At 67.7% G+C, this 12,883-nt stretch carries 9 protein-coding genes; 5 read left to right on the plus strand and 4 right to left on the minus strand.

What is annotated here, in order from left to right:
• Positions 1-98 precede the first annotated feature (98 nt).
• The 4 genes from gpgF to DOM45_RS11660 all read right to left on the minus strand — a co-directional run bounded on the left by gpgF (position 99) and on the right by DOM45_RS11660 (position 5,138).
• Positions 99-1,106 carry a glucosaminyl phosphatidylglycerol flippase gene (gene gpgF / locus DOM45_RS11645; RefSeq protein ID WP_110600714.1) on the minus strand — a complete coding sequence of 336 codons (1,008 nt, stop codon included), beginning with the start codon at positions 1,104-1,106 and terminating at the stop codon, positions 99-101.
• Positions 1,103-1,915, minus strand: a complete 813-nt coding sequence (gpgD, locus tag DOM45_RS11650; RefSeq protein WP_110600716.1) for an N-acetylglucosaminyl phosphatidylglycerol deacetylase — start codon at positions 1,913-1,915, stop codon at positions 1,103-1,105. The genes gpgF and gpgD overlap by 4 nt, the downstream gene beginning before the upstream one ends.
• Positions 1,908-3,041, minus strand: coding sequence for an N-acetylglucosaminyl phosphatidylglycerol synthase (gene gpgS, locus DOM45_RS11655; RefSeq protein ID WP_110601118.1), 1,134 nt, complete (start codon positions 3,039-3,041; stop codon positions 1,908-1,910). The genes gpgD and gpgS overlap by 8 nt, the downstream gene beginning before the upstream one ends.
• A gap of 156 nt (positions 3,042-3,197) precedes the next feature.
• Entirely contained in the window at positions 3,198-5,138 is a 1,941-nt protein-coding gene (locus DOM45_RS11660) for an exoribonuclease II (RefSeq protein ID WP_110600718.1), read from the minus strand.
• Between the two features lie 222 nt (positions 5,139-5,360).
• Here DOM45_RS11660 and DOM45_RS11665 point away from each other — a divergent pair, with 222 nt between their 5' ends.
• From DOM45_RS11665 to nagE, 5 genes are all read left to right on the plus strand, one after another.
• Positions 5,361-6,095: a GntR family transcriptional regulator gene (locus DOM45_RS11665; protein WP_110600720.1), complete on the plus strand. Its 735-nt coding sequence runs from the start codon at positions 5,361-5,363 to the stop codon at positions 6,093-6,095.
• 22 nt (positions 6,096-6,117) lie between these two features.
• Positions 6,118-7,287, plus strand: a complete 1,170-nt coding sequence (gene nagA / locus DOM45_RS11670; protein WP_110600722.1) for an N-acetylglucosamine-6-phosphate deacetylase — start codon at positions 6,118-6,120, stop codon at positions 7,285-7,287.
• Positions 7,278-8,297 carry an SIS domain-containing protein gene (locus tag DOM45_RS11675; RefSeq protein ID WP_110600724.1) on the plus strand — a complete coding sequence of 340 codons (1,020 nt, stop codon included), beginning with the start codon at positions 7,278-7,280 and terminating at the stop codon, positions 8,295-8,297. Before nagA ends, DOM45_RS11675 begins: the two co-directional genes overlap by 10 nt.
• A 101-nt stretch (positions 8,298-8,398) precedes the next feature.
• Complete coding sequence (gene ptsP, locus DOM45_RS11680) at positions 8,399-11,026, plus strand: phosphoenolpyruvate--protein phosphotransferase (RefSeq protein ID WP_110600726.1); 2,628 nt, start codon at positions 8,399-8,401, stop codon at positions 11,024-11,026.
• Positions 11,027-11,035: 9 nt separating this feature from the next.
• Positions 11,036-12,721, plus strand: coding sequence for an N-acetylglucosamine-specific PTS transporter subunit IIBC (gene nagE / locus DOM45_RS11685; protein ID WP_110600728.1), 1,686 nt, complete (start codon positions 11,036-11,038; stop codon positions 12,719-12,721).
• Positions 12,722-12,883 lie beyond the last annotated feature (162 nt).

Here is a 12,883-nt window from a genome sequence, read left to right on the forward strand (position 1 = left end):
AATCACGCCACGACCAAGCATCGGTTAAAGCGGGTTTACACGCGTTATTGGCGGTTTTGGCGAGGCGCCGCAGGGTCGTGGACCCTGCCGCCCGGGGTTCAGCGCGTCGAGGAGGCGCGCTGCTTGTTCATCATGCGCAGAAATGCTTTGCCTGCCGTGGCAATGAATAACGGAAAGCCGGCCAGCAAATAGAAATAGTAGGTGACGAAACGCCAGATCAGGACGGCGGCGGCCGCGCTCTGTGCGCCGATCAGCGGCGTCAGCAGGGCCGAGGAGGTGAGCTCCGCGCCGCCCGCGCCGCCGGGGAGAAAACTGAGCTGGCCGGCAGCCATGGAAACCATCTGCACCAGGAAAGTCCACGCCCAATCGATGTGCTGGCCGAGCCCCTGGACCACCAGATAGAGAACGCTGTAACGGATCAGCCAATGCGCGCAGCAGAGCAGGAATACGGCGAGCAGTAGCCAGCGCGGCAGCCGCAGCGTCTCCACCAAGGAGTTCCTGAAATGCAACAGGCGGCGGGCAAAGCCGAATCGTGAGCGGCGTTTGACGTTGAGCTTGGCCAGCCAGCGTCCGGTGATATGCATGACCCGCGCGTAGTGGGTCAGTGTCAGCCATAGCAGGGCGAGAGCGGTGACCAGCAAGAGCGTGGGTAGTCCCACCAGCCAGCCGAGCTTCAGGTCGACCGCTTCGATCAGCACGTAGAGCGCGACGCCGATCAGGCCGGAGAGGAAGAACAGCAGGTCGGTCAACTGATCGACCGCGAAGATCGCCGATGCCTGAGCCGGACGGACACCGCGCCGGGCCAGCAGACCGAGCAGGGTCAGCGGACCACCGGTACCTCCCGGCGTGGCGCAGATGGCGAACTCGGTGGCCATGACGATGGAGAACGCTCGGATCTGGGAGAGTTTCCCCGCGCGCCCGGCCAGCAGCAACCTCAGGCGCAAGGCATTGACGTTCCAGCAGATCACGACCATGCCCATCATCAGCAACAACTGCGAGGTAGGAAACCCTCGCAGTTCGGTGACGATACCGCGTCCCCCGACCAGGATGGGTATTGCCAGCGCTGCCACCAGGCCCAGCGCGAGTAGCCACAGGATGCGCTTCATGCCGCGGAGCGATCCTTGTTCGCCGATCCGGCGAGATTGGCTGGGGCGGGATCAGGGGCCTGGTCGAGCCAGGCCTGCTTGGTCAACGGCTGCCTTCCCGTCTCCAGCAGATGCTCCACGAGATGCAGCCAGTAGTCATGGGAGACGCGATGGCGCATATCCACGGGATGCAGCGCCAAACGCAACAGCGGTGCGTGCTGGAAACGGCGGTACTGGAGTGCACTGACCACTCTCGACATGCCGCGGCGCCAGGCGCTCCGGGCGCTCCACACGATGCTGGGCGCGTCCAGCGACGCTAGCGATGGCAAGCGATAGAGGTGTTGCAGATCGCTGGTGTAGGTGAACGGGCGTTGCTGCAGGGCCTTCCGGGTACCTTCGCTCATCAGCCAGGCGGGGGCGACGAAACCGCCATGCGGCCAGCCGCAGGCGTCGAACTGGGCCATGCCCTCGTCGAGCAGGGCGCCGGCGCGATCCTGGTCGAGGGTGTAGAACTCCCCCTCCCAGGTGTAGATCCGGCGCATGTAGAAATCCCGCAACGAACGGGGCGCCGACGCATCGTCCCGGTGAAAGTAGCCATGCAGCGTCAGTTCGTCCCCTCGCGCCAGGCGGTCATCGAGAACCCGGCGCAGCAGGTCGCTGTCGCGGCACTCGCCCCGGCCATGGAAGTTGGGGACGACGAGCCAGGTCATCGGAATGCGCTGGCCGAGCCGTTCGCCGAGACGATCGATCGCCTCGACGAACGGCTGGTAATCGGGCCAGGTTTCGGGGGCGATGTCGTGGAGCACCAGCGCGAAATGCGAATTATCCATGCTGGGAACCCTGCTGGGCTTCTCCCGCACCTTCGGTGGCGCTGGTCAGCCGTCGATAGTGGGAGAGCAGGCCGTCGATGACGACATCCCAATCGTGGTTGCGCTCCACGTAGCGTCGCGCGCGGCGCCCGGCTTGTGAGGCATCGTGGTTGGCGAACAGCTCCTTGACCGCGCGAGCCATGTCGGCGGGCGAATGGGGTTCGCTCAACAAGCCACAGCCCAGCGGCACGTTTTCGGCCAGGGCTCCCGCCCGGGCGGCGATCACGGGAATGCCGCTCGCCATGGCTTCCAGTGCCACCAGGCCAAAGGTTTCCTGGGTGCCCGCATGGACCAGCGCATCGCTGGAAGCCAGCCAGCTCGCGACCTCTTCGGTCGGGGTGTAACGGTCGATCACGCTGACATTGTCCGGCACCTGGCTGGGCATGCTCGGGCCAACCAGCAGCAGGTGGTAGCCCTTGCCCAGCAGCTGTGCGGTCTTCAGCAAGTCGTGGAGGTTCTTCTCGCGCGAGCCGCGGCCGACGAAGATCAGCAGTTTCGTGGTCTCGTCGAGGTTCAGTCCCTCGCGCAGGGCCGCGTTCCGACGGCTGGGGTGGAACGTCTCCAGATCGACGCCCAGCGGCTGGATGGCAACCCGCTCGATGCCGAGTCGGGTCAGCCGCTCGGCCATGACGCGGCTCGGAGCGAGGACCTGATCGAAGCGGCGATAGAGCTGATAGACGTAGCGCTCGATCAGCTTGTCGGTGCCTTTGCCGAGTCGATTGCTGATCAGTCGAGGCAGATCCGAGTGATAGAAGCCGACCACCGGTATGTCCAGCTTGCGGCCGGCGCGAAGCGCCGCCCAGCCAGTGACGTAGGGATCACCGGCCTCGATGATGTCCGGTGACAGGCGCACCAGCTCCCGTTCCCAGCCGCGACGCCGCAGCGGGAAGCGGTAACCTTGGCTGAACGGCAACGGCGGCGACGGTACCTCGTGAATGCCGTTGTGCGTGAAGAGCTGAGAGCCGGGGATCAGCAGGCTACAGGTGACACCAGGCAGCTTGGCGAGGCGCCGATGCTTGGCATCGAGATAAGTACGAACCCCGCCACTGGCGGGGGCATAGAACATCGTAACGTCGGCAATGTGCAACGAGCCGCTCCTCTTGAAGACTTCCCTGTCGATACGGCGCATTCCTGAGAATGGCGATGACTACATTGCAGTATATCGTTTTACTGCCACAGGGCGTTCACACCAAAGTGGTAGCCTGCCGGCGCCGTTTCCGGCGTCGGCAGGCCATTACCGCGTTCACTCGGCGGGCGCGGCCACCAGCGAACGCGTCGCTTCACGGGCTTCGACGAGCTTGACGCGCAGTGAGCCGCCGAGCTGGTAACGCAGCTCGCCGTCGATCCGAATGCGGCCTTCCTTGTCGTCGATGGCCATCTGGTTGCGGTCGCTGTGAATCAGCGGCGCCGGCACGAACGCCGTGGCGCCGTTGGCCGTCAGGCGAACGCGCATGCCACCACGGCGGATGTCGATGATGTCGGCGTCGAAGACTTCACCCTTCTCGATGGTGGCGCCCAGATAGCGCACGTAGAGCCAGTCTTTGACGTCGCGTTCGGCCATTCGGTTCAGTCGGCGGCGTTCGGTCAACTGCTCCGTGAGCTGCTGGGTCGCCTCGGCCGGTGCCGCTTCGGACTTCAGCACCCGCTTGATCAGACGATGGTTGACCATGTCGCCGTACTTGCGGATCGGCGATGTCCAGGTGGCATAGGCGGGCAGGCCCAGGCCGAAGTGGGGCCCCGGCCGGGCCGACATGTTGGTGTAGCCCTGGAAGCGCCGCAGGCGGGCGTCCAGCCACGCATCCTCGCGCGCGTCCAGCGTGCGGCGAAGCTCCTTGTAGCGCGACAGTTCGGCGAGCTGCTCGCGCTCGACGGCGATTTCCTGGGTGGCCAGGAACTCGACGGCCTGGTCGATCTTCTCGGGCTCGAAGGCGTTGTGGACGTTGAAGATACCGTGGCCGATCTCCTTGGCCAGCAGGTCGGCGCAGCAGGCGTTGGCAACGATCATCGCCTCTTCGATCATGCGCTGACCGATGCGACGCTCTTCGATGACGATGCCCAGCACATTGCCGGCGTCGTCGAGGTCGAACGCATAGTCCGGACGATCCTTGAACACCAGCGTGTTGGCTTCCCGCCAGGCCGCGCGGGCGCGGGCGAGGTCGGCCAGCGCCTTGAGCTGCTCGGCGATGGGCTCGGCCGGCGCTGCGGTGTCGGACCGCTCCTCGAGCCAGTCGGAGACGTCGTCGTAGGCCAGGCGAGCCTGGGAGCGAATCGTGGCGGCGAAAAAGCGGTATTCGCCCAGCGTGCCGTCGCGACCGACCTGCAGCCGGCAAGCCAGCACCGGGCGATCCACGTCCGGCTTCAGCGAGCACAGGTCGTCGGCCAGCGCTTCTGGCAGCATGGTGATGTTCTGGCCCGGCAGGTAGACCGTGAAGGCGCGGGTGCGGGCCTCCTTGTCCGCCGGGTGGGACTCGCCCACATAGGCGGTGGGGTCGGCGATCGCGACCGTCATCGTCCAGCCGTCGTCGGTCGCTTCCACCCGCAGCGCATCGTCCATGTCGCGCGTCTTCTCACCATCGATGGTGAAGAACGGCTCGGCGGTCAGGTCCTCGCGCACCAGGCCCTCGTCCTGCAGCGGCCACTCATCGGCCGCCGGCGGGCACTCCTGCTCGAGCGCATGGCGAGCCAGGGTGACGCGCCACGGCACTGCCGGATCGTCACTCTTGACCACCAATTCGTCGATCTGGGTGAAGAACCCCCGGTCGTCCGGGCGCAGCGGATGGCGAATCAGGCGCGCGACGATCCAGTCGCCGTCGGCGATGTCGGACTCTTCCAGCGAGCGCTTGAGGCGTGCCTTCAGCGACAGATTGATGGAGGGGTGGTCGGGAACCACGGCCAGGCGGCCGTCGCGTTTCTGCACGCGAGCCACGAAGCGATCCAGCGATGCCTCGATCAGCGTCTCGGGGTCGGCCTGTTTCTTGTCGCCATCCTCCTTGATGACCGCTTCGATGCGGTCGCCGTGAACGACCTGCTTCATGGCGGGGGGCGGAATGAAGTAGGAAGTACCGTCTTCGGCTTCGAGAAACCCGAAGCCCTTGTCGGTCGCCTTGATGGTGCCCTGGACACGCGGCGTATTGGCGCGGATGTCCTGCTTCAGCTGGGCCAGAAGAGAGTTGTTCTGCAGCATCGGATCGGATCGGTCGGTGGACGAGAGCGACACTATACGGATTCCGCGTTGGCCACGCCAATCACACGCCGCCGTCCCAGGGATCGTTGGACCTGGCACGTTCGCTCACGAGAGGGCGTGAGACCAAAGTCGCTCCCTTTGGGTCTGGCAGATTGGTATTCGACTGGTTATGTTGGTGGTATTGAACTGGTATCAGACTCCATCACTTCGGAACCGATCTTCATGGCACCGACGCTATCGCGGCTCAAGCTGGACGCCGGCCGGTCGACGCCGCTCTATCGCCAACTGGCCCAGCAACTGGTCGAGGCGATCGAAGCGGGGGACTGGGAGACCGGCGAAGCCTTGCCCTCGGAACGGGTCCTGGCGGAGTCGCTCAACATTTCTCGCATCACCGCGCGCAAGGCGCTCGACCGGCTGGTGGCACTGGGCCTGATCCAGCGCACCCATGGCTCCGGGACGTTCATCGCCCCGCGACTCAACCAGTCGCTGACGCGGCTGACCAGCTTTACCGAGCTGCTGGTTCAACGCGGCCACCGGCCCAGTTCGCGGTGGCTGAGCCGCTGCTCCGGGACGCCCACGGTGGAGGAGAGCCTGCGCCTGGGCTTGAGTGCGGACCACCAGGTCTCGCGTCTCAAACGCCTGCGACTGGCGGATGACGTGGTGGTCGCGGTCGAGGAGAGCTGCCTGCCGAGCCGGGTCCTGCCCGATCCCGAGAGCGTCACCCACTCGCTCTATCGCCATCTCGACGAGCTGGGGACGCCGATCGTGCGCGCCCTGCAGCACGTCTCGGCGATCAACGCCGACGCCGAGCTGGCGCAACTGGCGGAGGTGCCGCCCGCCCAGGCGCTGTTGATGATGACGCGCCTCGGCTATCTGGCCGACGGCCGCCCCGGGGAGCTGACGGTGACCTACTGTCGGACCGATTACTACGACTTCATGGTGGAGTTGACCCAATGAGATCGCACGAGCGGGAGACGACATGCTCTACGGCAACATTCTGACCCCCCGGGGCTGGCGACTGGGCACGCTGACATGGCGCGAGGGCCGGATAGCCGCCATCGACGGCGAGCCGGTCGACCCGGCCACCAACGCGCATCCTCGGTTGCTGCCGGGGTTCGTCGATCTCCACGTGCACGGCGGCGGCGGGGCGGACGCCATGGAGGGGGGCGACGCCGCGGCGGTCATGGCGCGGACCCACGTCCGTTTCGGCACCACCAGTCTGCTGGTGACCACGATGACGGCGCCGCTGCCCGACATTCGTCAGGCGCTGCGGGACATCGCTCGCATCATGGCTCGGCCTCCCTCCCACGCGGCGCGGCTGCTGGGTGTTCATCTCGAGGGGCCCTATCTCAATCCCGGCAAGCTGGGTGCGCAGCCGCCATATGCCCACCCCGGCGCGATCGCTGACGTCGCGGCGCTGATGGAACTGGCGCCGATCCGGCTGCTGACGCTGGCGCCTGAGCTGTCGGGCCATGCCACGCTCATCGGTCAACTCCGCGAGCGCGGTGTCCGCGTGCAGATGGGCCATACCCTGGGCAGCTACGAGGAGGGCGTGGCCGGACTCGAGCATGGCGCCCACGGCTTCACCCATCTGTTCAATGCCATGACCGGGCTTCACCACCGCAAGCCCGGCATGGTCGGGGCGGCGCTGGCGCACGCCGACTATGCCGAGATCATCCCCGATCTGCTGCACGTGCATCCCGGCGCCATCCGCACGGCGCTGCGCTGCATTCCCCATCTCTTCGGCGTCACCGATTCCACGGCCGCCGCCGGCATGCCCGACGGCGAGTACCGTCTCGGCGAGCAGCACGTCACCAAGTGCCTGGGCGGTGTTCGCCTGGCCGACGGCACCCTGGCGGGCAGTACGCTGACCATGGACCAGGCGTTGCGCAATCTGGTCCAGATCGGCCTCGAGCTGGACGACGCCTCGCGGCGACTGTCGCAATACCCCGCCGATTTCCTCGGTGAGACCGAAATAGGGCGGATCGATGTCGGCTGTCGGGCCGATGTCGTGGTCATGGATGCCGGCCTGGAGATCGATGCCGTCTATGTCGGGGGCGAACAGGCCCATCGCGGCCCGTCGGCCTCGAACCTGCCGCCGGCACCACAAGCGACCCGCGCGTCGCAGGAGAGAAACCGATGTCGTTGATGCTTCAAGAGGCGCAGAGCGCCCCGAATTGCCTGCGAGCCCAGTGGCAGGCCAATGCCGCCATTCTCGCCGAGCTCGGCAGCACCCTGCGCGGGGCGGACCTGCACGGGGCGCTGACGGTGGCCCGCGGCAGCTCCGATCACGCTGCTGCCTACTTCGCCTATCTCGGCATGAAGCACCTGGGGCTGCCGATGGCCTCGGTGCCGCCCTCGCTGACCACCGTCGCCGACACGCCGTGGCGGGTTCGCGGGCAACTGGCGGTGGCGATCTCGCAGTCCGGTGCCAGCCCCGATCTCATCGCGACGCAGCGGGCCCTGGTCGATGGCGGCGCGCGCAGCGTGGCGCTGGTCAACACGCCGCACTCGCCGCTGGGCGAGACTTCGGAGCATGAGATCGCGCTACACGCCGGCATCGAGAAGAGCGTCGCCGCCACCAAGAGCTATCTGGCCACGTTGGCCGCCTGTGCGCACCTGATCGGCGCCTGGGCGGAGGACGACGCGCTGCTGGCGGCGTTGAAAGCGCTGCCGTCGGCGCTCGAGACCGCGGCGCGGCAGAACTGGCAGCCAGCGCTGGACGCGCTGGTCGATGTCGACAGATTGCTGGTCATCGGTCGGGGCGTGGGGCTTGCCGTGGCCCAGGAGGCTGCGCTCAAGTTCAAGGAGACCTGCGCCATCCAGGCCGAGCCGTTCAGTGCCGCCGAGGTCCGTCACGGACCGATGGCGCTGATCGGTCCGGGCTATCCGGTGCTGGTGTTCGCGCCACCGGGTCCGGACCAGCCCGGGCTGCTGGAGCTGGCCGAGTGGCTGGCGGGGATCGGCGCCAGGGTGCTGCTGGCTGCCGACGAGAGCGTCGCGGCGCGCCAATTGACGCTGGTCGACGCCGGTCACGACGACCTCCAGCCGCTATCGGTGATCCAGAGCTTCTATGTGATGGCGGCCGAACTGGCCGTCGCCCGTGGCGGCGACCCGGATCAGCCTCGCCACCTGCAGAAAGTGACGAGAACGCTGTGAGTCGTCGCTGAGGTCCTGTTTCACCGTGAGTCGCCGCCTGCCCGAGTCGCGCTGCGTGACGAGTCGGTCGGGATTGGAACAACAACAAGTCGGGAGTCTTCATGTCATCTACATCTCGGTTTCTCTGCGCCCCGCTGCGCGGGGTAGTGGTCCCGCTCGGCGAGGTGCCGGATCCGGCCTTCGCCGAAGGCGCCCTGGGGCCCGGTGTCGCCATCGATCCGCTGGGCGAGACGCTGCATGCGCCTTGTGACGGAGAGGTCATCCAGTGTGCCCAGACCGCCCATGCGCTCACGCTGCGCGACGATCACGGCCATGAATGGCTGTTGCACATCGGCATCGATACCGTCGACCTGGGCGGGGAAGGGTTCGAGCTGCTGGTGGCCACCGGCGAGCGTGTCGTCGCCGGCGATCCGCTGTGCCGGTTCGATGTCGATGGGCTGGCACGGCATGCCAAGGCCCTGGTCACGCCGATCGTGGTGACCAACGCCCCGGACCTCTCCCTGGAGACGCTGGTCGCGCCGGGGACGATCGTCGACAAGGGCGAGACGCTGCTGCAGTGGCAGGCCCCGGGCCCAGCTAAGGAGACCGCCGGCCGGGAGGTCTCCACCCAGGCGTCTGCCCGCGGCGAGGCAACGATCGCTGCCGCCCATGGGCTGCACGCCCGGCCAGCGTCGAGGCTAAGGGCGCTCGCCCAGAAGCACGCTGTCGAACTGAGGCTGACGCGAGCCGAGGAGGCCGGTAAAGACCGATCTGGCGTCGACGGCGCGAGCGTCGCCAGTCTGAGCGCGCTGCTCAATCTTGGGCTGGTCCGGGGCGACCGGGTCCGGGTCACGGCGCGGGGTGCCGGGGCCCAGGCCGCAGTCGACGCGACCATCACGCTGCTGGAGACGCCCGAGCACGAGCCCGGCCGGGCCGATGTCTCCGCCGAACCGGCTACCGCTCCCGCCGTGGCGGCAACGCCGGGTACGTTGAACGGCCTGTCGGCGAGCCCGGGCCTCGCCGTCGGCCCGCTGGTCCGCTACCGCGCCGCATTGCCCAGCGTTGCCGACACCGCCGACGACCCCGAACGGGAGCGCAGGGCGCTGGACGCGGCCGTGGCCGAAGTGGATGCCGACCTGGAGCGGTCGAGGCGCGCGGCCGGGTCGCGGGGACAGCAGGCCGAGGCGGATATCTTCGAGGCGCACCGGGCCTGGCTGGACGACCCCGATCTGCGGGCGGCGGCGGAATCGAAGATCGTGGAGGGTGCCAGCGCCGGACGCGCCTGGTACCTGGCCCTCGAGACCGAGATCCAGCGCCTGCGCGGTAGCGGCAATACGCTGCTGGCCGGGCGGGCCGACGATCTCCACGATCTGCAGCGCCGGGTCATGCAGCGTTTTGCCACCCAGGATGTCGTCGCCACCACCGGGCTCGAAGGAGCGATCCTCGCCGCGCGCGAGATGACTCCCTCGCAGTTCGTCGAGGTGGCGGAGCAGATTGCCGGGCTTTGCCTGGCGGGCGGTGGTTCGACGTCCCACGTCTCGATTCTGGCTCGGGCGCGCGGGCTGCCCTGCCTGGTGGCGATGGGGGATGCCCTGCTGGAGGCCAGCGGCGATCGGGTCTGCCTCGATGCCGATCAAGGGCGGCTGGAGCTGGCGCCCGATGAGCGTCGCCTGGCGGCGGTCGAGGCCGAACAGGCACGCCAGCGTCAGCGGGCCGAGGCCGACCTGGCCGCCGCCTTCGAGCCGGTGACGATGCGTGATGGTCGCCGTCTTCATGTCGCGGCCAATATCGCCGCTGGCGGGGAGGCGCAAGGTGCCCTGGATGCCGGGGCGGATGGGGTCGGGCTGATGCGCAGCGAGTTCCTGTTCCTGGCGCGGCAGGCTGCGCCGGATCTCGCCGAGCAGCAGGCCGAGTATCGCGCCGCCGTCGAGGCGATGGCGGGAAAACCGGTGGTCGTCCGGCTGCTGGACATCGGGGCCGACAAGCAGTTGCCCTATCTGGCACTTCCGGCGACGCCGAATCCGGCGCTGGGCGAACGCGGTGCGAGGCTGTGGCAATCGCATCCCGAGATGTTCGACACGCAACTGGATGCGTTGCTGGAAGCGGGTCGCGGGCTGCCGGTCTGCGAGGATGGCCTGACGAGGCTGCGGTTGATGGTGCCGATGATCGCGGATGCCGGGGAGCTGCGCTGGGTGCGCCGGCGGTTGGCGACGAGGGCGGCCGCGCTCGGGATCGAACGGTTGCCTTCGCTCGGCGCCATGGTGGAGGTGCCGACGGCGGCGCTCTGCGCCGGCAGTCTCGCCCGCGAGGCGGAGTTCCTCTCGATCGGTACCAACGACCTGACCCAGTACGCGCTGGCCATGGACCGTGAAGTCGCGTCGCTGGCGGCGCGCAGCGATGTGCTGCATCCGGGCGTGCTGCGCCTGATCGCCCTGTGCCTGGAGGGGGCCGAAGGACGGTGCCCGGTCGCGGTCTGCGGCACCGCGGCAGGCGATCCGCTGGCAGGGGCGCTGCTGGCCGCCATGGGCGTCGACGAGCTCTCCGTCGAACCTGCGCGAGTGGCGGCGGTCAAGGCGACGCTGCGCGGGCTGGATGCCGAGGCGCTGGCGGCACAACTACCGGCGCTGCTGGCGCTGGACGATGCGGCCGCGGTGAGAGAGGCGCTGGCCACGATGCTGGCATCCTCCGCCGAGGCAGCGACCCCGGCATCCGGCGATACCGCCGCCGCCGACACGACAACAAGATCCTGAGGAGTCGTCATGACCACTACCTTCGGTTCCCGGCTCATGGCCGGTCTGCAGAAACTCGGACGCTCGCTGATGCTGCCGATCGCGGTGCTGCCGGTGGCAGGGCTGCTGCTGCGCCTGGGCCAGCCCGATCTGCTCGATATCGGCTTCGTCGCCAATGCCGGCAACGCGATCTTCTCCAACCTGGCACTGATCTTCGCCATCGGCGTGGCGGTCGGCTTCGCCGATGACGACAACGGCGCGGCCGGACTGGCGGGCGTGATCGGCTATCTGGTGCTCAACGCGGTACTGGAGACGCTGAACCCGGACATCAACATGGGCGTGCTGTCGGGCATCATCATCGGCAGCGTGGCCGGTGTGCTCTACAACCGCTACAAGGCGATCAAGTTGCCGGACTATCTGGCCTTCTTCGGCGGACGGCGCTTCATTCCCATCGTCACCGGGCTCTCCGCCGTAGTGCTGGGCGGCCTCTTCGGCCTGATCTGGCCGCCGATCCAGCAGGGTATCGATCAACTGGGGCAGTGGCTGATCGACGCCGGCGACCTGGGCCTGTTCGTCTATGGCGTGCTCAACCGGATCCTGATCGTGACCGGGCTGCATCACGTGCTCAACAGTTTCGTGTGGTTCGTCTTCGGCAGTTACGACGGCGTCACCGGCGATCTCAATCGCTTCTTCGCCGGCGATCCGACCGCGGGCAGTTTCATGGCCGGTTTCTTCCCGGTGATGATGTTCGGCCTGCCCGCCGCCGCGCTGGCGATGTATCACGCCGCGCCCCGTTCCCGCCGGGCTCAGGTCGGCGGCCTGCTGCTGTCTCTGGCCTTGACCGCCTTCCTGACCGGTGTGACCGAGCCGATCGAGTTCTCGTTCATGTTCCTGGCACCGGCGTTGTATGCCATGCACGCCATTCTCACCGGCATCTCGATGGCGGTGATGAACATGCTCGACGTCAAGCTGGGCTTCACCTTCTCCGCCGGGGCGTTCGACTATGCGCTCTCCTATGGTCTCTCGACCAACGGCTGGATGATGATCCCCGTGGGACTGGTCTACTTTGTGCTCTATTACGGCATCTTTCGCTGGGCGATCGTGCGCTTCGACCTGCCGACCCCGGGGCGCGAGCCGGAACCGGCGACCACCAACGTCAGCCGCGACGCCGGCGAGCGGGGACCCGCCTTCGTGACCGCGCTGGGCGGGGCGGCCAACATGGTCAGCGTCGGGGCCTGTACCACCCGGCTGCGGCTGGTGATGAACGACGACGCCGCGATCGACGAACCGGCACTCAAGGCGCTGGGGGCCCGTGGCATTCTGCACCTGCGCGGTGGCGGCCTGCAGGTGATCCTGGGGCCGATCGCCGATGCCGTGGCCGACGACATCCGGTCGGCGGTGCGCGATCATGGCAAGACGCTGGCGGCGGCGCCGGCCGTCGAGGACGACGCGCTACCCACCGATGCCCGGCTCGACGAGGCGTCGCGCAAGGCGTGGATGGCGGCGCTGGGCGGTGCCGGGAACATTCGCAGCGTCGCTGCGGTGGCCACCACCCGCCTGCGGCTGGAGCTGGGGGATCGCGGGAAAGTGGACGAGTCCGCGCTGGCGGGGCTGGGTGCCGCCGGCATTCAGGACCTGGAGCGTGGTGTCGTCCATCTGGTGCTGGGACGCCAGGCGGGGGCGATAGCCAACGGTATCGACACCAGGTCTTCCTGACGGAACGCCGGTCCAGACTGGAGTGGAGCACGACACCTCCCACGGGCAGGATGTCGCGCCAGTCGCCGAATCGGCGGCTGGCGCCTCGTGTTCACGCTTTGACACGGTTCGCTCGAAGCTGCTATCAACAGCCTCCTGCAGCCGGCGCTGGCCGAAGCCCGA

The sequence above is a fragment of the Salinicola lusitanus genome, from assembly GCF_003206045.1.
Lineage (GTDB): Bacteria > Pseudomonadota > Gammaproteobacteria > Pseudomonadales > Halomonadaceae > Salinicola > Salinicola lusitanus.